We start from the raw sequence: 23,262 nt of genomic DNA, 5'->3' as shown, positions 1-23,262 counted from the left end.
ATACTTTATTTTCGTTATAAGGCTGGTATGGCTTATTTTCCAACCTGGTGACCGATAATACCACCGACGGCGGCGCCACCCAATGTACCCAGAGTGCTTCCGTCAGTTAAGACTGCACCACCGAGCGCACCTGCACCCGCGCCGATAGCGGTGTTGCGGTCACGTTTAGACCAGTGAGAACAGGCGCTAAGCGACATTACCAGTGCTACCGCGAGAGCGGCCGCTGTCATTTTTTTGCTCATTGAAGTCATCATTTTTTCTCCTGAATTATCGATTCATGGAAGAAACTCCCTTTAAGCGTAGTCGAAAAGAACTGCTTTGAGGAATTCCATGAAACACGGTTGCGCAGGTAACAAGTAGTGCTAAAAATCACGCAGGTGATAATCACGTCCTGTTATATCGCTAATATTAATTTTACTTCTCCGGAGAATAACAGACAGGTAAAAACTCTTAATTGACAGTTAAGAAAAGTCTCATATGAAAGGAATAATGTCCGATACGCACAGAGAACGTACCGGACGTTAATTATCAGGGGCGTTGAACGATATCAACGTGGAGGCCTGACTGTTCCAGCAACAACTGATTGGAGGCAGCAAGACCGCTGTCGGTAATCACACGGTTAAATTTGCTGACCGGGCCGAGCGTATACGGGTGCACGGCGCCAAATTTTGAGCTGTCGGTGAGAATAATGGCTTCGCAGCCTTTTTCCAGCACGCCGTTAACCACATCTGTACGCATCATATCGCGGCCGGTAAAGCCTGTTTCTGGCTGCCAGCCGTCAATGCCAATAAATGCTTTACTGAAATGAACCTGCTGGAGAAATTGCCGCGTCAACGGGCCGACCATGCTTTCACTTTTTTTCTGATAGATGCCGCCGAGCAAAATCACTTCGCCAGGGGTTTCTTTCAGCAGGTGGGCGATATAGCTGCTGACAGTGATAATTGTCACATCACCGCGCTCCGCCAGCGTCCGGGCGAGCAGGGCGTTGCTACTGCCGTTTTCAATAAACACGGTTTCTCCCGCATTGACGAGCGAGGCGGCAAACGCTGCCAGTTCGCGCTTCAGGGAGAAGTTATTCATCATGCGCGTTTCCATATCTTCGCTGTCGAGTGGCACCGCGAAGCCGTGAGTACGGCGCAAATAGTTTTGTTTTTCCAGCAGATTCAGATCCTGGCGAATCGTCACTTCCGAGACGCCGGTCATTCTGGCGAGATCGGTCACACTCATGCGACCTTTATCGATCACGGTCTGAAGAATAGATTGTTGTCGGGCGTTCATATTATATTTCCCAGGGCGATTTAGCCGACCCTGATTTGTTTTCCTGCTCATCCTGCGCTTGCGCCAGCAGTTCAGCTTTTAAAATTTCCAGATTATTTATTGCCGAGTGAGTATCACCGGCGACAAGAATGTCCAGAACGGTATCAATACGTTGGGCGACCTGTCGGGCATTGAAATCTGACATGGCGAGATCCTGACAATAAAAATGAATGAATTCAATGATGCAAAAAATAGCGGCAAAAGAGAAGTGAAAAAAAATCCTGGAGGGGTAACTTGCCGTAATTGATTAATAGTCAACCCTGATTACCCGGTGCTGATGGCTGGATTAGGCTATTCCTGCGCGCAATGCGCTTTTTTTATGAGGAATCTATCATGACAGTCATTAATCAGCCCACCTGTACCTTGTTCACTGATGCTGAACGTTTCACCCAGCTCTCTGCGTATTACGAGGAGGAGCGTCGAACTGTCTGGATGATGTTGCGATCCCAGCCGCGGCCCTGCTTTAACCACAGTCTGATTGAAGAGATCATGAATCTCTCCTGGCTGGTAAGACAGTCCGGTTTCGCGGTGGATTTCTGGGTGACCGGTTCGCTGGTCACCGGGATGTACAACACCGGCGGCGACCTGCGTTTTTTTGTCGACTGCATTCGTCACGGTCGGCGTGAGGCGTTACGTGCTTACGCCCGTGCCTGCGTGGATTGCGTACACGCCGCGTCACAGGGTTTTGGCACCGGGGCGCTGTCGTTAGCCATGATTGAAGGCAGCGCGCTGGGAGGCGGCTTTGAGGCGGCTCTGGCGCACCATTTTGTCATTGCGCAGCGTGATGCCCGACTCGGCTTCCCGGAAATTGCTTTTAATCTCTTTCCCGGTATGGGCGGCTATTCGCTTGTCAGCCGTCGCGCCGGAATGAAGCTGGCGGAAGAGCTGATATACCGCGGCGAATCACATACTGCGGAATGGCATGAGCAACGCGGTCTGGTGGATGTGCTGTTTGAGCCAGGCGACGGTTATGTGACCACGCGGACCTTCATCGACACGCTGCGGCCAAAACTGAACGGTGTCCGGGCGATGCTCCGCGCCCGTCAGCGCGTACTGCAACTGCCGCGCAGCGAACTGATGGATATCACCGAAGACTGGGTGGACGCCGCATTCTGTCTGGAAGAGAAAGACATCGCTTACATGGAGCGTCTGGTCCTGCTACAGGATCGGCATACGTCGGTCGTTTTGCGTAAAGCCAGCTAACGGGCTTTACGTGACTGACGCCGCTTAAACCATCGCTCGAAAACGGCTGCGGGCATGGGCTTAGCAAAGAAAAATCCCTGCCGTTCATTGACGCCGTTCTTGGTAAGAAAGGCGTCTTCTTTTGCATTTTCGACACCCTCAGCAATCACTTGCAAATTCAACGCTTGCGCCACCGCCATAATCGCCCGCACCAGCGATTGAGAGACGGGATGTTTATGAATATCGCGCACGAAGGTCTGATCAAGCTTAATAGCGTCTATCGGGAAACGCGCCAGTTGCGACAGCGACGAATACCCCGTACCAAAATCATCAAGATGGATCTGTGCGCCGAGTTTGCTGAACTGCTCGATGACCGATTGCGCTAACTCTTCGTTTTCAATCAGACAGCTTTCCGTCAGCTCGACATCAACAGGGCAATACTCCAGATTGAGATCATGCAGCGCCTGCTTCAGATCGCTGAAAATGGTCTGGTCAGCAAGCTGTCGCGCGGAGACGTTGACTGCCACACGCAAATCGATACCTTTCTCCCGCCACTTCGCCACCTGGCGGACCACATCCAGCATCACCCAGCGCCCCAGCGGTACGATAAGACCGGATTCCTCGGCATAAGAGATAAACTCTGCGGGCGGGATCAGCCCGCGTTCCGGCGACTGCCAGCGTACCAGCGCTTCCAGACTGCGCACTTCGCCACGCCAGGTAATTTTCGGCTGGTAGTGGATGACCAGCTGATCGTTTTCCAGCGCTTTACGCAGATTGGTGTCCAGCCACAGATATTCGAATACCCGCTGGTTCATTTCTGGCGAAAAGACACAGAATTTCCCGCGTCCGCTCTCTTTCGCTGTATACATGGCGGTATCGGCGTTGCGGATCAGGCTTTCACGATCGGTACCGTGCTGTGGGGCAAGGGAGATACCCAATGAACAGCCGGAGTAGACTTCAATCAGCCCGATGCGAAACGGTTCGCGCAGACGCGTCAGTATGCGCGAGGCCATTGCTTCCAGTGAGCTCTGTGATGAGTCGGTCGCCAGCACAATGAACTCATCGCCACCGAGGCGCGCCAGCGTCTGACCTTCTTCGAGACAGCTCAGAATCGACAGTGACACCGACTGCAACAACTGGTCGCCGAACATATGCCCGTACGCATCGTTAACCTTCTTGAAGTTATCGAGGTCAAGATAGACCACGCCAACTTGCGTCTCGCCGCGGTGGGTAATCGCGTCGGCAATCATATCGTGAATGGCGTTGCGGTTGGGCAGGCCGGTAATGGTATCGGTGTTCGCCAGCACGCGCAGGCGCTCCTGGGCGCGACGTTCTTCGGTGATATCCGTGCCGGAACAAATCAGAAATATTTCATTTTTGCCGCTACCGCTGTGTACGAACTTATTACGAAACAGAAACAGCCGCTGCCCTTTGCGCGTTTTGATCCAGCGTTCGACTTCATAGGAGTTGCCATTGCGGAAAAAGCCGGTGATGTTCTTCTTTGATGCTGCAGCCTCGGTGCGGCTCATAAACAGCTTAAACACGTTCTGACCAATCACTTCATGCTCTTTCATGCCGGTATATTCTTCGCTGAGCCGATTGAAGCGCTGAATATTTCCCTGTTTGTCGAGAATGACGATCACCGAATTGGCTTCTGAAACCACCTGTTCAGCAAAAGAGAGTCCCTGCACCAGGTCGCGGGCGACAGAAGGGGTGTCATGCCAGGCTGATGCAGTACCGGCCCATTGTGATTTGCTGATTTTTCGACCGACAAGATGAACAGGGACTTCCTCGCCGTACAGCGAAATAGTCATAGTGATGCTGGAGGTGATCACGGTCATTTCACGAATGCTGCTGGCCTGTTCGGGGCTCAGAGCGATGACCTGGCGAGTTTCCGTCCCTTCTGTTGCCGCCAGTTGCAGGGCGTTGCTGTCGCCCGCCAGTCGCCAGTACGGGCTGGTGGTTCCCAGATAACGATAGAGCAAATTTTGCTCCAGATCCTCAGTCATGACTTCTCCTGGCCTGATCGCGCATAAACATATGTCCATATCGGAGTCGCGGTATTTCTTTTTATTGTGAACGGTTTTGGTGTTTTGTGGGGGGAATTGCAAAAAAATTGTGGCGGGAAAAGGATAAGAGGAATAAATGAGCGATCTCCGATCGGAGACCGCTCAGTCAGGCATCAGGCAACTGGACGTGCAATCACGCTGCGGGTTTCCATGCGCACTTCGGCGATAGTGACGTCAATCACATCGGTGACTTTGTACACAGTTTCGCCTTTGATCTGCACAGTACCGTTTTCCTGGCTGCACACCAGTTCGTCGCGAACGGCATGCAGGAACGGGGCAGGAATGAATGCCACCGCACCGTTATCCACCAGACGAACACGCATACCGCCACGGCTGACATCAATGATCTCAGCGGCGTAACGGGTGTCAGTCCCGGCTTTTGCATTCAGGAAACGCGCATACAGCCAGTCAGCAACGTCGCGTTCCGCCATACGGTTCAGGCGGCGGCGCTCTGCCATCTGTACCGTCACCTCGTCCTGTGGACGGGCAATGGTTTCACCTTTGATGATCGCTTTCAGCAGACGATGGTTAATCATGTCGCCATATTTACGAATCGGTGACGTCCAGGTGGCGTAGGCTTCGAGGCCAAGACCAAAGTGCGGACCAGGCTCGGTGCTGATTTCCGCGAAGGACTGGAAGCGACGAATGCGGCTGTCAAGGAAGCCGGAGGGCTGCGCATCCAGTTCACGACGCAGCTTGCAGAAGCCATCCAGCGTCAGTACTTCCTGCGGATCGACATGTACGTCATGGGTTTTCAGCAGGGCAGCCAGCTGTTCGCTGTTGGTGGGATCGAAACCGGTATGAACGTTGTAAATGCCAAAGCCGAGTTTATCGCGCAACACGCGGGCAGCGCAGATATTAGCGGCGATCATGGACTCTTCAACGATACGGTTAGCAATGCGGCGCGGTTCGGCAATGATATCCAGCACTTCGCCTTTCTCGCCAAGCACAAAGCGGTAATCCGGGCGATCTTTAAACACCAGCGCATGGTTATGACGCCATTCGCCGCGCAGCTGACAAATACGCTGCAGCAGTGTGATTTGCTGCGCGATAGCCTCGTTTTCTGGCTTCCAGCTACCGCTGTTTTCCAGCCAGTCGGAGACATCGTCATAAGCCAGTTTCGCTTTTGATTCGATGGTCGCGGCGAAGAAGTCGATATCGTCTTCAATGGTGCCGTCAGCGGCAATAGTCATGCGGCAGGCCAGTACCGGTCGCACTTCGTTTGCGCGCAGTGAGCAGAGATCGTCAGACAGCTCGCGCGGCAGCATCGGAATGTTGAAACCCGGCAGATAGTTGGTAAAAGCGCGGATTTTCGCGGCGTTATCCAGTTTGCTGCCTTCAACAATCCAGGCAGTCGGATCGGCAATCGCCACTGTAAGATGCATTTTTCCATCTTCAGCGGCTTCAGCGTACAGCGCGTCGTCCATATCTTCCGTACTGGCGCTGTCGATAGTGACAAATGTCAGGCCGGTCAGATCGCGACGCTCAAGCCCTTCGTCCTGCATCTCGGTCGCAACGCCGTCCGGCGCTTCTTTTTCGAGGTTATGACGGGCGAGGGTCACCCACCATGGCACGAAGTGATCGTCGCCAAAGGTGATGAACTGGGTCAGTTCGGCGTAAAAACTGCGATCACCTTTCAGCGGGTGACGGCGCATTTCTGCAACGGCCCAGTCGCCCTCTTTAAAATCGTGCTCAACGCCACGAACGGCGCGGCAGGGAATAGCTTCTTTCAACAGGGGATGGTCAGGTGTAATCGACAGACGGTCGTCTTTCTTGTGGATACGTCCGACGAAACGTGTCAGGAACGGCTCGACCAGTTCTTCCGGCTCGGCGCTTTCGCGATCTTTCTCAGAGTGAATAACCGCAATGATGCGATCGCCATGCATCACCTTTTTCATCTGCGGCGGCGGAATGAAGTAGCTTTTTTGCGCGTCCACTTCAAGGAAGCCAAAGCCTTTTTCCGTGCCTTTTACCACCCCTTCAGCACGCGGCGTCTGGGAATGAAGTTGCTGTTTAAGCTGAGCAAGCAGCGGGTTGTCCTGAAACATAGTGATGTATTTTCGTGACCAAAAGAGCGGCTGACAGTTTTACGCGAATCTCACGGTGTCAGCAAGCGCTCTTTCGGTATTTTCCGCTGAGGTTACTCATTTCCCAGCGCGATGTTCAGACGGTTCAACCAACCGCTGAGTCCGCACCATGCCAGCAATGCGACGGCGTCGGCGGTCGAAAACCCTTGTTCCTGCAGGGGAATAAGCTGCGCGGCGCTGAACCGGTCAGGCGCGCGGGTTAAGAGTTGTGCTGCCTGAATGACGGCGTGCTCGAAAGGGTGATTATGTCCCCAGGCCTGTAATGCGCGTTCACCGTTGCGTACCGCATCGGGCAAGCCTGTCGCGCCATGCCAGCGCTCAGCCAACGCAAGGAAACAATGCTGGCTGCCGTTGATACGCGCGGTGAGCAGCGCCACCAGCAGATGCGGCGTGGATGGTTGCGATAATGCGGTCAGCGTCTCGCCGAGCAAGGAAAGCGCATCGGGATCGATTGCCAGCAGCGGCGCCAGCCCGGCGAGTTCAGGCTGCAATTGCCAGCGCTCCAGCGCCGCCAGTTGCGCAGCGGTGGCATAGCTCAGTGTGATGGCAGGGAGATCAGAAGACCAGCCCGCGGTCACTACGGCAAAACGTTCTGCCGGGGCATCTTCCTGCATCGGCATGCCGGGGAGCCAGCGTACCGGGTGACCGAGACTGGCCTGAAATACCGCCAGCACCCGTGCCTGAAAACCCACGAAACCGATAATCTGATTGATGAGGATGATATCCGGCGTGGTGAGTCCGACCTCATCGAGTTGCCCGCGCGACACGCTGCCAATCACGGACGGTGAGCTGGCAAGCTGGCGCGCATATTGCGTGATCTGCGCCAGTCGGCGGTTGCTTTCACGTGAAGAGTCCGGGCCGGGCAGTGGCGCCAGACGCGCCGCGTAATGATTGCATAACCGCTGTACGCCATAGACTTGCGCGACGGTCAGCGCGGTACTGAGGCGGTCATAGGCGCTGAAAGTATGCAGGCGGTTTACCTGGACCACATCCGGGAAAAGCATTTCGCTTAACGCTCTGGCGGGTTGCAACCAGCGGTCGCAGGCATTAAGGAGATCATCAGGCAGGGTGAGATCCAGCAAAAAACGATCGTCAACATGGGCGGCTTCCGGGACCAGCGGCAGAGCGTCTCCCCGGGTGGCTCGTGACTGGGTTTCATGATACCAGTGGCTTTTGCCGTAAATGCGGCGTTGCTCCATGGGTGTTCCTTGATCGAAAAGTGGCGATCCGGAGACAACACGTGGTACACCGGACCGTTTATGAATAAATATCCTGGCGTAAGGCGCTAAAGGGAGAAAATAATGTTGGGCGATAACAAATAGCAGAAAGATATAACGCAGAAGGGGAGCAGGTGAGACCCCTCTTCACGAATGCGAAGAGGGGGAGGGAAATTATTTAATTTCCAGTTCGTTCATCGCCGCGATGTTGAAGCCACCGTCAACGTGAACGACTTCACCGGAGATACCGGCAGACAGGTTGGAGCACAGGAATGCTGCGGTGTTACCCACGTCTTCGATGGTAACGGTACGACGAATCGGGGTAACCGCTTCGCAATGCGCCAGCATTTTACGGAAGTCTTTAATACCGGACGCCGCCAGCGTACGGATCGGACCTGCAGAGATAGCATTGACGCGAACACCTTCCGGACCCATCGCGTTCGCCATGTAGCGGACGTTCGCTTCCAGAGAGGCTTTCGCCAGACCCATCACGTTGTAGTTCGGGATGGCGCGTTCTGCACCGAGGTAAGAGAGCGTCAGCAGCGCGGAATCCGGGTTCAGCATGGAACGGCAGGCTTTTGCCAGTGCTACGAAGCTGTAAGCGCTGATGTCATGCGCGATTTTGAAGCCATCGCGGGTCACCGCGTTAACGTAGTCACCATCCAGTTGATCGCCCGGCGCAAAACCGATGGAGTGAACGAAACCATCGAATTTCGGCCACACTTTCGCCAGATCGGTGAACAGCGCGTCGATGCTTTCATCTTTAGCAACGTCACATTCGAGAACGATGCTGGAACCCAGTTGAGCGGCGAACTCTTCAACGCGGCCTTTCAGTTTGTCGTTCTGATAGGTGAAAGCCAGCTCAGCCCCTTCACGGTGCATCGCCTGTGCGATACCGTAGGCGATGGACAATTTACTGGCCACGCCAGTGACCAGAATGCGCTTACCGGAAAGAAAACCCATAGCTTGTAATCCTTATCGTCATTGTTATGGCGATCTGCGCAGAAATCCGGCAGACCGTCGTTAAAACGCGGCGATTCTAACATGAAGAATCACCGGAGTTAATCCGACCACTGAATGTCAGCGATCCTTACGCCAGGCATCCGCGGTTAACGCTTCGCCGAAATGACCGGCAATTAACCGTTTGGTCAGCTCATGCAGGGGAGAAGCCAGTACGTCGGCGGTGCTGCCGCGCTCCACCACTTCGCCCTGATGCATCACCAGCACCTGATCGCTGATGTGCTTCATCATGCCCAGATGTTGGGTCACATAGATATAAGAGATACCTTGCTTATCCTGTAATTCCAGCATCAGATTCACCAGTTGCGATCGCATCGACATATCCAGCGAGGCCAGTGCTTCGTCGCAGATGATCACTTTCGGGCGCAGGATCAGCGCGCGCGCCAGCCCCAGACGCTGTTTCTGCCCGGGGGCCAGCATGTGCGGATAGTAGCTTGCGTGATCCGGCAACAGGCCGACCATTCGCAACGTTTCATAAATGTGTTTTTGCCGCGCGTCCACATCCAGTTCGGTGTTCAGGCGCAGCGGAAAATCAAGAATTTGCGAAATGCGCTGGCGCGGGTTCAGCGATGTTGACGGATCCTGAAAAATCATGCGGATCCGCTGGCTGCGGAACGAATAATCGCCAAAATGCAGTGGATGGTCGTCAATCAACAACTCGCCGGTGGTTGGCTCCACCATGCCCGCCAGCATTTTTGCCAGCGTTGATTTGCCTGAACCGTTTTCACCGATGATCGCCAGCGTCTGCTTCTCGCGTAGCGTGAAGCTGAGCGGTTTTACCGCTTCGACGTTCTGACGATGGAACCAGCCAGTTCGATAACGAAAGGTCTTACTCAGATTGCGAACTTCCAGCAGGGTTTCGACCATCTCACTCTCTCTCCATGTTCAGCGGGAAATGACAGGCGTACAGATGGTTTTTCGCCCCCGTCAGTCGCGGCGTCTCAATGCATTTACGCTGGGCGTAAGGGCAGCGGGGGCCCAGACGACAGCCCATCGGCAACTGTTCGAGTAACGGAATCGCCCCTGGCAGGGTATTCAGACGGCTCTTGTGGGGCATCGCGCTGCCGAAATCAGGGATCGCGCGGATCAACGCCTGCGTATACGGATGATGCGGCGTAGTGATCAGCTCCTCACTGGGGGCGGTCTCCACGGTTTGCCCGCAATACAGTACGTTCACTTTATCTGCCCACTGGCTGAGCATTTGCAGGTCGTGGCTGATCAGTAAAATGGTGGTGTTGTTGTTCTGATTGAGGCGCGTCAGCAGGCGGAAAATCTGCGCCTGGGTCGTTGGCTCCATCGCGTTAGTCGGTTCGTCGGCGATCAATAACCGCGGCTGATTGGCGAGCGCAATGGCGATCATCACTTTCTGACACTCGCCATCAGTCAGTTCATAGGGAAAGCTGCGCATTGCGTCTTTGTGATCTTTAATTCCCACGCGGTGCAACAGCTCAATGGCGCGGCGCTTGCGCCAGCCGACGCGTTGCCACCAGCGGCCTTTAAAGGTCCAGGCGGGAATGTTTTGCATCAGTTGACGGCCAATTCTCGCGGAGGGATCCAGACAACTTTGCGGCTCCTGGAAAATCATCGAGACGTTGTGACCCACCAGTTTACGGCGCTCGCGACTGGAGAGACGCAACAGATCGATATCGTCAAAACGCATACGGTCTGCCGTCACCCGCCAGTTATCTTTAGTGACACCGCAGATAGCTTTAGCAATAAGGCTTTTCCCTGAGCCGGATTCGCCAACCAGCCCGCGAATTTCTCCCTCTGCCAGCGTCATGCTGACGCGGTCAACGGCTTTTACCCAGTCGTCACCGGTTTTAAACTCAATGGTCAGATTGCGGATATCGAGTAATGGCATTATTCCACCCCCGCAATAATGGCGCGGCGGATCCCTTCGCCAAGCAGGTTAATCAGCAGCACGCTCAGCATAATAGCCCCCCCCGGCAGCATCACGGTCCATGGCGCGACATAGATTAGCTCCAGCGCATCACCGAGCATTGCGCCCCATTCCGGAGAGGGCAGTTGCGCGCCCAGATCGAGAAAGCCGAGGGCGGCGATATCCAGGATCGCCATCGACAGTGCGCGGGTGATTTCCGTCACCAGCCCGGAGGCGATATTCGGCAGCACCGCAAACCAGAGAATATTCAATGTTGACGCGCCATCCAGCCGCGCCGCCACTACATACTCTTTTTCCAGTTCGTCGTGCACCATGCTGTAGACCGAACGCACCATGCGCGGCAGCAGCGCCAGCCAGACGGCAAACATTGCGTGGACCAGATGCGGGCCGGCAAACGCCACCACGATAATCGCCAGCAACAGCGAGGGAATCGACAGCAATGTATCGAGAATGTGGTTCATCACCGCCGAACGCAGGCCATGTGTCGCACCGGCGATAACGCCGAGCATCAGACCAAACAGCGTGGCGGCGAGCGTGACGACAAAGGCACCGCCGACGGTCGGCGCCGCGCCACTGAGCAGGCGGCTTAACACATCGCGACCTAAATCGTCAGTGCCGAGAAAGAACGACACCTCGCCATAACGTGACCACGACGGCGGCATCAACTGGTAACCCAGAAACTGCTGATCAATGCCATAAGGCGCAAACCAGCCGCCAAACACGCACAATATCACCAGACCGGCGCAGCCATACAGACCCACCATCGCGCTGGTATCGCCATAGAATTTCCGCCACACGGTGCGCAGCGCACCGGGCGGGCGCTTTTCTAAATAGACGCTATCGTAGGGCATACCATTCCTTATGTTTCAGTGGGTTAGCCATCGCACCCAGAATATCGGAGATCACGTTAATGATGATGACCAGCGAACCGATAACCATCACCCCGGCAGAGATCGCCGCGTAATCCTGCTGGCGAATCGCGTTAATCAGCCAGCGGCCCAGCCCCGGCCAGCTAAAGACCATTTCGGTGATCATCGCCAGCGTCAGCATGGTGGAAAACTGCAAACCCAGACGTGGGATCACCGGCGGCAGCGCGTTATGCAGGACATGGCGGCGCAGAATGGTCAGCCGTGAAACTCCGCGTGTGGCGGCGGCTTTGACATAATTGCTGTCGTACACCTCGATGGTGCTGATACGCATCAGGCGGATCACTTCCGTCGTCGGGGCGACCGCCAGCGTCAGCACCGGCAACACCATATGACGCAGGGCGCTGATGATCATCTCATCACGCCACGGCGAGTCGGAAAGCCAGGCGTCGATCAGCGCAAAACCGGTGACGTTTTTCACCTCATAGAGCAGATCAAATCGCCCTGAGACCGGGAACCAGCCCAGTGTCAGCGAGAAGAAAAGGGTGAGTAGTAACGCCAGCCAGAAAACGGGAATAGAGAAACCGATCAACGCAGCGGCACTGATGAATTTATCCTGCCATTTGTTACGCATAATGCCTGCCAGCATACCGACGGGGATCCCCACCATCAGGGCAAAACCAAAGGCCAGAATGCACAACTCCATGGTTGCCGGAAACACCTCTTTTAGCTGATCGGCAATCAACTGCCCGTTGATGCTGGAGACGCCAAAATCCCAGTGCAGCACGCCGCTAAACCAGAACAGCCACGCGTTCCAGAATGACGCGCCCTGTAACGGCGCGTGCGGTGTGAAATAGCTCAGGCTGAAGCCAATAAAGGTCAGGAAAAAGAGCGTCACCAGTAGCAGCAACAAACGACGCAGAGTAAAGATAATCATGGCTTTTTCACCTCGCTTACTTTTTCCCTTGAGACCCCGGCGAACGACGCGTTACCAAACGGACTCAGCACCAACCCTTTGATATCGTAGCGGTACGCCTGCAAACGCAGCGACGATGCCAGCGGCAGCACCGGCAGCTCTTTTGCCAGGATCTGCTGCGCTTCGTCATAGGCGTCAATCCGTGACGCCAGCTGTTGCGATGCCAGCGCTTTGCGCAGGACATCGTCAAAATCGTTATTGCACCAGTGAGCGAAATTAGTCTGCGAACTGATGGCCGCACAGCTTAACAGCGGACGGAAGAAGCTGTCCGGGTCGTTACTGTCCGTCGCCCACCCGGTGAGGGTGAGATCATGAGTCATGTCCATCAGTCGCGCTTCCTGAAAACGCCCTTCGATAGGCACGATCACCACGTTAACGCCCACCTGAGCCATATCGGCCTGAATCAGCTCGGCGGTTTTGAGCGGACTGGGGTTCCACGCCTGCGAGCTGGTCGGTACCCACAGATGAAGCGTCAGGTTTTCCTGCCCTAACGCTTTCAACTGCGCTCGCGCTTTTTCGGGGTTGTATTCCGTAATTTTAGCTTCATTGTCGTAGGCCCACGACGCGCGCGGCAGAATGGAGGCCGCCGTTTCCGCTGTACCGTAATAGATCGACTGCATCAGGCGCTGGTTATTGATAGCCAGCGACAACGCGTGGCGCACCGCCGGGTTATTCAGCGGCGGTTTATTGGTGTTAAACGCCAGATAAGCGATGTTCATGCCAGGGCGCAACGTCAGACGCAGACGAGGATCGTCACGCAGGATAGTCAACTGGCTGGCGGCAGGCCAGGCCAGCACGTCGCATTCGCCGGTCAGCAGCCGTGACAGACGCCCGGTTCCTCCGGCGCCGAGGTCAACGACCACCTGTGGCATCAGGGGTTCGCCGCGCCAGAATTTTTCATGACGCAACAGGCGAATGTACTGACCGGAGCGGTATTCACCGAGCCGGAACGGTCCGGTACCCACCGGCTGACGGTCCAGTTGCTCCTGACGATCCTCTTTGGTCAGCATCGCGGCATATTCCGCTGACATGACCGAGGCGTAGTGGGTCGCAAGATGCCACAGGAATGAAGCATCCGGGCGCTTTAAGCGAAACTCAACGGTGCGGTTGTCCAGTTTACGAACGCTGTCAACGCTGTCGGCAAACTGCAGACTGTCGAAATAGGGGAAGTTGCCGCCATTGATGTAGTGCCAGGGATGGTTACGATTGAAAATACGCTGAAAGGTGAAGACAACATCATCGGCATTGAGGGCGCGCGTCGGAGTAAACCAGTCGGTGGTCTGAAACTGTACGTTGCCGCGCAGACGGAAGCGGTAGGTCGCGCCATTGTCGAGCACCTCCCAGCTTTCCGCCAGCTCTGGCACCAGCCGATAAGTATAGGGATCAACATCCAGCAGCCGATCATAAAGCTGTGCGGCGAGCGTATCGACGATCAGGCCGCTGCCCGCCTTTTGCGGGTTGAAGGTATTGACCTGGCCGCTGACGCAGTAAACAAAACCGCTGTCACGAATGTCGGCTTGCCCGGGATGCGGGGCGGGAGGAGCGGCGGCGGCAAAAACCTGGCCGCTCAGCAATCCGGCCGCAGCCAGCAGGGATGACAATTTTAGTCGCATAATTTCTTTGCAATTTAGGCTGATCTGCAAAGTGTATCGCACTTAAGGCTACCAGGTACAAATGTCTGCGTACAACTGATGTAAAAGTCAGCAGTCGCGATGGTTCAGAGTTGATGTTTCTTCAGTAGCGCCCGCAACTGATGATAAGTAAGACCCAGTAATTCTGCGGCTTTTTTCTGGTTAAATCGTGCCTGTTTGAGACTCTGCTCAAGCAGCGATTTTTCCTGCTGTTGCTGGAATTCGCGCAGATCGAGCGGCAGTGTCAGCGTGTTTTCCACTGGCACCGGCGGCGCGGTCTGGCGCCGGAATGGATCGATAATAATTTCATCCAGCGGCGTTTCGCTGGTGCCGTGGCGGTAAACGGAGCGTTCCACCACGTTTTTAAGCTCACGAATATTGCCCGGCCAGGGATAACTCAACAGTGTTTCGCGCGCATGTTCGGTGAAGCCGGGGAATAGCGGTAATTTGAGTTCGCGGCACATCTGAATGGCAAAGTGATCCGCCATCAGCATGATATCGCTCTGGCGCTCGCGTAGCGGCGGGAGTTGTACGACGTCAAACGCCAGTCGGTCGAGCAGGTCAGCCCGGAAATGCCCTTGTTCCACCATCGCTGGCAGGTCGGCATTGGTCGCACACACCAGCCGGACGTTAACCTGCAATGGCTGGCTGCCGCCCACGCGTTCCAGCTCGCCGTATTCAATCACCCGAAGTAATTTTTCCTGCACCAGCATCGGCGCGGTGGCGAGTTCATCAAGAAACAACGTGCCGCCGTCCGCCCGTTCAAAACGGCCCGGATGGCGCTTCTGGGCGCCGGTAAAAGCGCCCGCTTCATGACCGAACAGCTCGGAGTCGAGTAGGTTTTCGTTCAGCGCCGCGCAATTCAGAGAGATAAACGGCCCCTGCCAACGGCCAGAGAGAAAATGCAGTCGGTTAGCGATAAGCTCTTTCCCGGTGCCGCGTTCACCGATGATCAGCACCGGTTTATCGAGCGGTGCCAGCCGGGAGACCTGTTCGAGGACTTCAATAAAGCGGTTCGCTTCGCCGAGCAGATTGTCTTTGTATTCAGCCATGATGAAATTAACCATTTGTTGGTGTGATTCACCAGGCTACTGTAATTCCTTGCTGAATAAATATCAATCAGTTCATTTAAAATCAACAAGATAAAAAACTGGCACGCGATTTGTATTACTCAGTCAGCAGGGCCTTGCCCGATAACAGAACTGTGAGGATTGTAATTATGGGTATTTTTTCTCGTTTTGCCGACATCGTGAACGCCAACATCAATTCGCTGCTTGAGAAAGCGGAAGATCCGCAGAAGCTGGTGCGTCTGATGATTCAGGAAATGGAAGATACGCTGGTGGAAGTGCGTTCCACCTCCGCCCGTGCGCTGGCAGAAAAGAAACAACTGACCCGTCGCGTTGAGCTGGCGACTGCCCAGCAGACCGAATGGCAGGAAAAAGCCGAACTGGCGTTGCGTAAAGAGAAAGAAGATCTGGCGCGTTCCGCTTTGATTGAGAAGCAGAAACTGACGGATCTGATCAGCTCGCTGGAGCATGAAATTACGCTGGTTGACGAAACGTTAACCCGCATGAAAAAAGAGATCGCCGAGCTTGAGAACAAACTCAGCGAAACCCGTTCACGCCAGCAGGCGCTGATGCTGCGTCATCAGGCGGCCAGTTCTTCCCGCGACGTGCGTCGTCAACTGGACAGCGGCAAGCTGGATGAAGCAATGGCGCGTTTCGAATCCTTTGAACGTCGCATCGATCATATGGAAGCGGAAGCCGAGAGCCACAGTTTTGGCAAGCAGAAAACGCTCGACCAGCAGTTTGCCGAACTGAAAGCAGATGATGAAATCAGCGTACAACTGGCTGAACTGAAAGCCAAAATGAAACAGAACGATCAATAATAAAAACACAATTTGCCGGATGGCACCGGCTCCGGTGCCATCGCATCATCTGTAAGGAGTACATATGAGCGCGCTTTTTCTTGCTATCCCGTTGACCCTGTTTGTGCTGTTTGTCCTGCCCGTGTGGCTGTGGCTGCATTACAGCAACCGTTCCAAAAATGGTGGGCTGGCGCAAAGTGAACAGCAACGGTTGTTGCAACTGACGGACGAAGCGAAACGCATGCGCGAGCGTATTCAGGCGCTGGAAGCGATTCTTGACGCTGAGCACCCGAACTGGAGAGAAAAATAATGGCTGGACTGGATCTGAACAAAAAGCTGTGGCGTATTCCGCAGCAGGGCATGGTGAAAGGCGTCTGTGCCGGGATCGCGCAATATCTGGACGTCCCGGTCAAACTGATCCGCCTTATCACGGTACTGGCGATGCTGTTTGGTCTGTTCTTCTTTGTGATCGTCGCCTACATCGTTCTGTCCTTTGCGCTCGATCCGATGCCGGACGATGCGTTATATGGCGAAAAACAGCCGTCCAGCGGCGATCTGCTGGACACGGTGGATGACGAACTGGCCGCAGGTGAACAGCGCTTGCGCGAAATAGAACGCTACGTGACGTCCGATACCTTCACGTTACGCAGTCGCTTTCGTCAGCTTTAACGTCTTTTAGCTTTAATGAACATGAGGCGAGCAATGAATAAATGGCAACAGGCAGGGCAGAAAGTGAAACCCGGCATCAAAATCGCCGGGAAACTGGTACTGCTGACCGCGCTACGTTATGGTCCCGGTGGTCTGGCGGGCTGGGCGGTGAAATCGGTCGCCCGCCGTCCGGTGAAGCTACTGCTGGCAGTTGCGCTGGAGCCGTTGCTAAGGAAAGCCGCCAGTCGTTTTTCGCGTCGTTATTTCTCTGATAGCAGGGGATAGTGGATCCTCTGACATCCTGTTAACGCCATTTATAGCCTTTCCTGCGATCTTTGCGGCAGCTCACAATAATGAATTGAGCTGCCTTGCTATATCTTTTTTTCATCGGTTGAACGTTGACAGTAAAATTCCATGGGAGTAAATTCCCTTTTCGTGGGACCGCTACCATGGAAAGTCAAATGAGAGCCAAAATTAATGATTTAATTCGCGGTGTGTATGGAAATACATTTTCCGCCACACATTTTAAAATACTTCAACAGCAAATAGATGATGCGCAATCGTTAAATCTTTCAGCCCGAAAAAAAGAATGGGATGAGAGTGATGTTGTATTAATAACGTATGCCGACCAGTTTTTTGATTCACAAGGGAAGGGGATTCCTGCTCTTACACGATTCTTTAATCGGTGGCTGGGGGCGTTTTTTTCACACACCCACTTACTTCCGTTTTACCCCTGGTCGTCAGATGATGGTTTTTCAGTTGTAGATTACCACAGTGTCGATCCTGAAATGGGAACATGGCATGATATTGCGAATCTAAAAAAATCGACGAAACTCATGTTCGATTTTGTTTGCAATCATATGTCTGCGAAGAGTAAATGGTTCGCTAATTATTTACAGCAACAAACTGGCTATGAGGATTTTTTTATCGCGGTTGATCCCTCAACGGATTTATCAGCCGTTACTCGCCCGCGTGCATTACCACTTTTGACTCCGTTTACTCTGCATACGGGTGAAGTGCGTTATTTGTGGACAACGTTCAGCGAGGATCAGATAGACCTTAACTTTGCCTCTCCCAATGTGTTTATCGCCATGGTTGACGTACTGCTTCGTTACCTGAAAGAAGGCGCGGATTACATCCGTCTTGATGCCGTTGGCTTCATGTGGAAAACACCAGGCACGAGCTGTCTTCATCTGGAAAAAACTCACCAGCTTATCCAGATATTCCGCGCGATTGTTGACGTTGTCGCGCCCGGCACGGTCATCATTACAGAGACTAACGTGCCGCATAAAGACAATATTGCCTATTATGGTAATGGGTACAACGAGGCGCAGATGGTCTATCAGTTTTCATTGCCGCCACTGATACTCCATGCCATGCATTGTGGTAATGTGCAAACTCTGTGCCACTGGGCGCAGGGGTTAAAGCTACCTTCAAAAAAAACTACATGGTTTAATTTTCTCGCCTCCCATGATGGTATTGGTCTGAATCCGTTACGTGGACTTTTACCGGAGCAAGATATTCTTGACCTGGTAGATACGTTACAAAGTGAAGGTGCGTTAATTAGCTGGAAGAATAATCCTGATGGCACCCGAAGTCCATATGAAGTCAATGTTACTTATCTTGATGCGCTGAGCCAGAAAAACGACGGCAATGAACAGATAATCGCTAAGTTCATACTTGCTCATGCACTTTTATTAACATTCCCAGGTGTGCCAGCCATTTATATTCAAAGTCTTCTTGGTTCCCGTAACGATCATGAGGCAGTTAAACGACTCGGTTATAATCGTGCAATTAATCGTACAAAGCTTAATAGTGAAGAAATTGCGCATGAGCTTGAGGCGTCAGCTCACCTGCGTCATGCGATTTATAATGAGATGGTGAAATTGATCACTCTTCGACGTCAACACAAAGTGTTTCATCCCGACGCTGAGGCTATTTTTGAATGCCCGAATGATTCGGTGTTGAAAATAAACCGCGTTACTGACGAAGGCGAGCGTCTCACGGCGTTGTTTAATTTTAGTTCGTCATGCTGCAATCTGGACTCAGAAATAAAATGTGGCAGAGACATTATAACGGATACGCTTATTCACAAGAAAACTCTAACCCTGCAGCCATGGCAGGTAATGTGGATTACAGAAAACTAAAAGGATAATAAATCATGAAAATGCCAAATAAAGTACTGGTCTCAGTACTGGTTTCGTGCGCCCTGTTGTCAGGATGTAAGGATGACAAATCTGCTTCTGTGACAATTGAATTCATGCATTCCTCAGTTGAGCAGGAGCGTCAGGCGGTGATCACGCAACTGATTACCCGTTTCGAAAAGGAGAATCCTTCCATCAAGGTGAAACAGGTACCCGTGGAAGAAGATGCCTACAACACGAAAGTCATCACCCTGGCGCGGACCGGGGCGCTGCCGGAAGTGATTGAAGTGAGCCATGACTACGCCAGGGTGATGGATAAAGAGCAACTGCTGGATCGTAAGGCCATCAGTGAGGCTATCAACGCGGTGGGAGAAAACACCTTCTACGATGGCATTTTACGTGTGGTGCGCACAGAAGATGGTACTTCATGGACGGGGGTACCCATTAGCGCCTGGCTTTCCGGTATCTGGTACAAGAAGGACGCGCTGGCCGCGGCGGGCCTGCAGGAGCCGCATAACTGGCAGCAATTACTGCATACCAGTCAGGTGCTGAGCAACCCGGCGAACAAACAATATGGCATTGCGCTGCCGACCGCAGAAAGTGTCATGACCGAGCAGGCTTTCTCACAATTTGCACTTTCCGGCGGTGCGAATGTCTTTGACGCGCAGGGGCGCGTGGGCATCAACACCCCGGAAATGACCCGCGCGCTGGCGTTTTACCGTGAACTGGCAGCAACCACCATGCCTGGCTCCAACGATGTTATGGAAATTAAGGACGCCTTTATGAACGGTACGGCGCCCATGGCGATGTACTCGACCTACATTCTGCCGGCCGTGTTCAAAGAGGGGGATCCTGCGAAGTTGGGATTTGTGGTGCCTACAGAGACCTCTTCTGCGGTCTATGGCATGGTGACGTCTCTGACGATCACTTCAGGCCAGACCGTGGACGAAACGCAGGCCGCTGAGAAATTTGTTACCTGGATGGAACAGGCACAGAACGCCGCGGATTGGGTAATGATGTCACCCGCTGCGGCCCTACCGGTTAACAAGCGGGTAGTGGAAACGGACACCTGGAAAGAGAACGACGTCATTAAGGCGTTTGACCAACTTCCCTACGAATTGATCGCTCAATTTCCCAATATCCAGGTCTTTGGCGCGGTGGGCGACAAAAACTTTGCCCGAATGGGCGACGTCACAGGTTCCGGCGTTATCAGTACGATGGTGCACAACGTCACCGTGGGTCAGCAGGATCTTGTCACCACCTTAAGCGACAGTCAGCGGCGTCTGGCCGAACTGATGGCGCAATAACGGGAGCGCACCGCGAAGGGAATTATGAAAAGGTGGTTTTCTGCTCATTCAGAGTTGTCGTTCGCCATGCTGCTGCTGGCTCCCAGCTTGCTATTGCTGGGAGGCCTGGTGGCATGGCCAATGATCTCCAATATAGAAATCAGTTTTTTACGTTTGCCGCTGAATCCACGCATCAGCGCCACGTTCGTTGGCATTGAAAATTACAAGCGTATTCTGAGTGATGCCGCATTCTGGCATTCGCTGTGGATGACGTTCTGGTATACCGCGCTGGTGGTGGCGGGTAGTACGGGACTGGGGCTGGCGACTGCCATTTTCTTTAACCGCGAGTTTCGCTTGCGTAAAACGGCACGATCACTGGTGATACTGTCTTACGTGACACCCTCGATATCACTGGTGTTCGCCTGGAAGTACATGTTCAACAACGGCTACGGCATTGTGAATTATCTTGGTGTGGATTTACTGCACGTCTATGAGCAGGCACCGCTGTGGTTTGACAACCCCAGTAGCAGTTTTGTGCTGGTCGTGCTTTTCGCCATCTGGCGCTATTTCCCCTACGCCTTCATTTCTTTTCTGGCGATTTTACAGACTATCGATAAGTCGCTGTATGAAGCAGCAGAAATGGACGGCGCAAATAGCTGGCAGCGCTTTCGTATTGTTACGTTGCCGGCGATTTTGCCCGTACTGGCAACCGTGGTCACCCTGCGGACCATCTGGATGTTCTACATGTTTGCTGATGTTTATTTGCTCACCACGAAGGTCGATATTCTCGGCGTTTACCTCTACAAAACGGCTTTTGCTTTCAATGATCTTGGTAAGGCTGCCGCTATTTCAGTGGTGTTATTTGCGATCATTTTTGCCGTCATTTTGCTGACCAGAAAAAGGATAAATCTCAATGGCCACAAGTAAAAGCATTCTCAATCGCGTGAGTTTTTATCTTGGGCTGTCGTTGTTCTTAGTCGTAACGCTATTCCCGTTTTTTATGATGTTAGTGACGTCATTCAAAAGTGCGAAAGAGGCGATCTCGCTGCATCCGACGATACTGCCGCAATCGTGGACCTTTCAGCACTACATCGACATCTTTAATCCGCAGATCTTTCCGTTCGTCGACTATTTCAGCAATAGCATGGTGGTTTCACTGACCGCTTCGGTGATTGCGGTATTTCTTGGGACGCTGGGGGCGTACGCGTTGTCGAAGCTGCGTTTTAAAGGGCGCTCAATGATTAACGCCAGTTTTTACAGCGTCTACATGTTCTCCGGGATTTTGCTGGTGGTACCGTTGTTCAAAATCATCACCGCGCTTGGAATCTACGACACCGAACTGGCGCTGATTATCACCATGGTCACCCAAACCCTGCCAACGGCGATTTTTATGCTGCGCAGCTACTTTGACACCATCCCGGATGAGATAGAAGAAGCGGCAATGATGGACGGTCTGAACCGACTGCAAATCATCTTCCGTATCACTGTTCCGCTGGCGATCTCAGGTCTGGTCTCGGTCTTTGTCTACTGCTTCATGGTGGCGTGGAATGACTACCTTTTCGCGTCAATTTTTCTCTCCAGCGCCAGTCATTTCACCCTACCCGTTGGGCTGAATACGCTTTTTAGCACACCAGACTATATCTGGGGCCGCATGATGGCGGCATCGCTGGTAACTGCGTTACCCGTGGTCGTGATGTACGCGCTGTCGGAACGATTTATTAAAAGTGGTTTGACTGCTGGCGGCGTTAAAGGCTAGGGCAGTCAGTTATTAACAAGGAGTCAGTAATGAAAAAGTTAGTTGCGACAGCGCCACGGGTAGCCGCGCTGGTGGAATATGAAGACCGTGCGGTGATGGCCCATGAAGTCAAAATCCAGGTCTGTTATGGCGCGCCAAAGCATGGCACTGAAGTGGTGGATTTTCGCGCTGCCAGTCCGTTTATCGACGAAGAGTTTAATGCCGAATGGCAGATGTTTACGCCGCGTGAAAGGGGAACCGCCCGGGGGATAGAATTCGGCAAATTCCAGCTCGGTAACATGATCGTTGGCGACATCATTGAGTGCGGCACGTCGGTGACTGACTACCGTGCGGGGGATCGCGTTTGTTGCTATGGCCCCCTTCAGGAGACAGTCATTGTTAACGCGGTGAACAACTACAAACTTCGCAAAATGCCACAGGGCGCGAGCTGGAAAAACGCCGTCTGCTATGACCCGGCTCAGTTCGCCATGAGTGGCGTGCGCGATGCAAACGTTCGGGTTGGCGATTTTGTCGTGGTGGTTGGGCTGGGCGCCATCGGCCAGATTGCGGTTCAATTGGCAAAAAAGGCGGGCGCTTCCGTGGTGATTGGCGTGGATCCCATTGCCCACCGGGGTGAGATTGCCTGCCGTCATGGGGCTGACTACTGGCTGGATCCTGTCGGCACTGACGTTGGGCTGGAAATCAAAAAGCTCACCGGCAAACAAGGGGCGGACGTCATTATCGAAACCAGCGGCTTCGCGGACGCATTACAGTCAGCGCTTCGCGGACTGGCCTACGGCGGAACGATCTCTTACGTGGCGTTTGCCAAACCTTTTACTGAAGGGTTTAACCTAGGGCGTGAAGCCCATTTCAACAATGCAAAGATTGTTTTTTCCCGCGCCTGCAGCGAACCAAACCCGGATTATCCGCGCTGGAACCGGCAGCGCATCGAGGAGACCTGCTGGGAATTGCTGATGAACGGGTATCTCAACTGTGAGGATTTAATCGATCCGGTAGTGACCTTTCAGTCCAGTGCTGAAAGCTATATGAACTTTGTCGATCAACATCCGGAACTGAGCATCAAGATGGGTGTGACGTTTTAAGCTACGGAGAGCAGAAATGAAAATCGCAACACAGAACCAATCTTTTTTCCCAGCGACCATTCTTGAAAAATTTAAATATATCAAAGCAATGGGTTTCGATGGTTATGAAATTGACGGCAAATTGCTGGTGGATAACCTCGCTGAAGTCAAGGCGGCTATCAAGGCGACTGATTTACCTGTCATCACTGCCTGTGGCGGTTATGACGGCTGGATC

23 protein-coding genes and 1 pseudogene are annotated in these 23,262 nt (G+C 53.4%); 11 read left to right on the top strand and 13 right to left on the bottom strand.

What is annotated here, in order from left to right; genetic code table 11:
* Nucleotides 1-32 precede the first annotated feature (32 nt).
* From osmB to GTGU_RS03580, 3 genes are all read right to left on the bottom strand, one after another.
* Entirely contained in the window at nt 33-251 is a 219-nt protein-coding gene (osmB, locus tag GTGU_RS03590; protein WP_038154319.1) for an osmotically-inducible lipoprotein OsmB, read from the bottom strand.
* A gap of 277 nt (nt 252-528) precedes the next feature.
* Nucleotides 529-1,278, bottom strand: a complete 750-nt coding sequence (yciT, locus tag GTGU_RS03585) for a DNA-binding transcriptional regulator YciT (protein ID WP_038154287.1) — start codon at nt 1,276-1,278, stop codon at nt 529-531.
* Nucleotide 1,279: 1 nt separating this feature from the next.
* Nucleotides 1,280-1,462: a YciZ family protein gene (locus GTGU_RS03580; RefSeq protein WP_038154285.1), complete on the bottom strand. Its 183-nt coding sequence runs from the start codon at nt 1,460-1,462 to the stop codon at nt 1,280-1,282.
* Nucleotides 1,463-1,650: 188 nt separating this feature from the next.
* Here GTGU_RS03580 and GTGU_RS03575 point away from each other — a divergent pair, with 188 nt between their 5' ends.
* The gene (locus GTGU_RS03575) at nt 1,651-2,520 is read left to right on the top strand and encodes a crotonase/enoyl-CoA hydratase family protein (RefSeq protein WP_038154284.1); all 870 of its coding nucleotides are present in this window, start codon (nt 1,651-1,653) and stop codon (nt 2,518-2,520) included.
* Here GTGU_RS03575 and pdeR read toward each other — a convergent pair.
* From pdeR to pspF, 10 genes are all read right to left on the bottom strand, one after another.
* Complete coding sequence (gene pdeR / locus GTGU_RS03570; RefSeq protein ID WP_038154282.1) at nt 2,517-4,508, bottom strand: cyclic di-GMP phosphodiesterase; 1,992 nt, start codon at nt 4,506-4,508, stop codon at nt 2,517-2,519. The two genes, GTGU_RS03575 and pdeR, sit on opposite strands and share 4 nt — an antisense overlap.
* 173 nt (nt 4,509-4,681) lie before the next feature.
* The gene (locus GTGU_RS03565) at nt 4,682-6,616 is read right to left on the bottom strand and encodes an exoribonuclease II (RefSeq protein WP_038154281.1); all 1,935 of its coding nucleotides are present in this window, start codon (nt 6,614-6,616) and stop codon (nt 4,682-4,684) included.
* Nucleotides 6,617-6,708: 92 nt separating this feature from the next.
* A complete protein-coding gene (locus GTGU_RS03560) occupies nt 6,709-7,854 on the bottom strand; it encodes a CMD domain-containing protein (RefSeq protein WP_038154280.1) in 1,146 nt (381 codons plus the stop codon).
* A 192-nt stretch (nt 7,855-8,046) separates the two neighbouring features.
* A complete protein-coding gene (gene fabI / locus GTGU_RS03555; protein WP_038154279.1) occupies nt 8,047-8,835 on the bottom strand; it encodes an enoyl-ACP reductase FabI in 789 nt (262 codons plus the stop codon).
* A 117-nt stretch (nt 8,836-8,952) separates the two neighbouring features.
* Entirely contained in the window at nt 8,953-9,759 is an 807-nt protein-coding gene (sapF, locus tag GTGU_RS03550) for a putrescine export ABC transporter ATP-binding protein SapF (protein WP_038154278.1), read from the bottom strand.
* A 1-nt stretch (nt 9,760) separates the two neighbouring features.
* Nucleotides 9,761-10,753: a peptide ABC transporter ATP-binding protein SapD gene (gene sapD / locus GTGU_RS03545; protein WP_038154277.1), complete on the bottom strand. Its 993-nt coding sequence runs from the start codon at nt 10,751-10,753 to the stop codon at nt 9,761-9,763.
* Nucleotides 10,753-11,643, bottom strand: coding sequence for a putrescine export ABC transporter permease SapC (gene sapC, locus GTGU_RS03540; protein WP_038154275.1), 891 nt, complete (start codon nt 11,641-11,643; stop codon nt 10,753-10,755). Before sapC ends, sapD begins: the two co-directional genes overlap by 1 nt.
* Nucleotides 11,630-12,595: a putrescine export ABC transporter permease SapB gene (sapB, locus tag GTGU_RS03535; RefSeq protein WP_038154274.1), complete on the bottom strand. Its 966-nt coding sequence runs from the start codon at nt 12,593-12,595 to the stop codon at nt 11,630-11,632. Before sapB ends, sapC begins: the two co-directional genes overlap by 14 nt.
* Nucleotides 12,592-14,247 (bottom strand): ABC transporter substrate-binding protein SapA, encoded by a 1,656-nt coding sequence (sapA, locus tag GTGU_RS03530; RefSeq protein ID WP_038154273.1) that lies wholly within the window; start codon nt 14,245-14,247, stop codon nt 12,592-12,594. The genes sapB and sapA overlap by 4 nt, the downstream gene beginning before the upstream one ends.
* A gap of 104 nt (nt 14,248-14,351) precedes the next feature.
* Complete coding sequence (pspF, locus tag GTGU_RS03525) at nt 14,352-15,332, bottom strand: phage shock protein operon transcriptional activator (protein ID WP_038154272.1); 981 nt, start codon at nt 15,330-15,332, stop codon at nt 14,352-14,354.
* Between the two features lie 152 nt (nt 15,333-15,484).
* On the opposite strand from pspF, the gene pspA reads away from it, so the two are divergent.
* From pspA to ycjR, 10 genes and pseudogenes are all read left to right on the top strand, one after another.
* Nucleotides 15,485-16,153: a phage shock protein PspA gene (gene pspA / locus GTGU_RS03520; RefSeq protein WP_038154270.1), complete on the top strand. Its 669-nt coding sequence runs from the start codon at nt 15,485-15,487 to the stop codon at nt 16,151-16,153.
* A gap of 64 nt (nt 16,154-16,217) precedes the next feature.
* Nucleotides 16,218-16,442, top strand: a complete 225-nt coding sequence (gene pspB / locus GTGU_RS03515; protein WP_038154269.1) for an envelope stress response membrane protein PspB — start codon at nt 16,218-16,220, stop codon at nt 16,440-16,442.
* On the top strand, nt 16,442-16,801 hold the full coding sequence (gene pspC / locus GTGU_RS03510) for an envelope stress response membrane protein PspC (protein ID WP_038154268.1): 360 nt from the start codon (nt 16,442-16,444) through the stop codon (nt 16,799-16,801). Before pspB ends, pspC begins: the two co-directional genes overlap by 1 nt.
* Nucleotides 16,802-16,834: 33 nt before the next feature.
* Nucleotides 16,835-17,065, top strand: coding sequence for a phage shock protein PspD (gene pspD / locus GTGU_RS03505; protein ID WP_038154267.1), 231 nt, complete (start codon nt 16,835-16,837; stop codon nt 17,063-17,065).
* A gap of 164 nt (nt 17,066-17,229) precedes the next feature.
* Nucleotides 17,230-18,927 (top strand): sugar phosphorylase, encoded by a 1,698-nt coding sequence (locus GTGU_RS03500; RefSeq protein WP_038154266.1) that lies wholly within the window; start codon nt 17,230-17,232, stop codon nt 18,925-18,927.
* 14 nt (nt 18,928-18,941) lie between these two features.
* A complete protein-coding gene (locus tag GTGU_RS03495; protein ID WP_038154265.1) occupies nt 18,942-20,231 on the top strand; it encodes an ABC transporter substrate-binding protein in 1,290 nt (429 codons plus the stop codon).
* 24 nt (nt 20,232-20,255) lie between these two features.
* Nucleotides 20,256-21,137 carry a carbohydrate ABC transporter permease gene (locus tag GTGU_RS03490; RefSeq protein ID WP_038154264.1) on the top strand — a complete coding sequence of 294 codons (882 nt, stop codon included), beginning with the start codon at nt 20,256-20,258 and terminating at the stop codon, nt 21,135-21,137.
* A complete protein-coding gene (locus GTGU_RS03485) occupies nt 21,124-21,966 on the top strand; it encodes a carbohydrate ABC transporter permease (RefSeq protein ID WP_038154263.1) in 843 nt (280 codons plus the stop codon). The genes GTGU_RS03490 and GTGU_RS03485 overlap by 14 nt, the downstream gene beginning before the upstream one ends.
* 29 nt (nt 21,967-21,995) lie before the next feature.
* Nucleotides 21,996-23,048 (top strand): D-guloside 3-dehydrogenase, encoded by a 1,053-nt coding sequence (gene ycjQ / locus GTGU_RS03480; RefSeq protein ID WP_038154262.1) that lies wholly within the window; start codon nt 21,996-21,998, stop codon nt 23,046-23,048.
* 16 nt (nt 23,049-23,064) lie between these two features.
* Nucleotides 23,065-23,262: pseudogene (gene ycjR / locus GTGU_RS03475) on the top strand (3-dehydro-D-guloside 4-epimerase); the annotation flags it as partial.

The organism is Trabulsiella guamensis ATCC 49490, assembly GCF_000734965.1.
Taxonomy (GTDB): domain Bacteria; phylum Pseudomonadota; class Gammaproteobacteria; order Enterobacterales; family Enterobacteriaceae; genus Trabulsiella; species Trabulsiella guamensis.
This window is presented reverse-complemented; position numbering and strand designations above follow the sequence as displayed.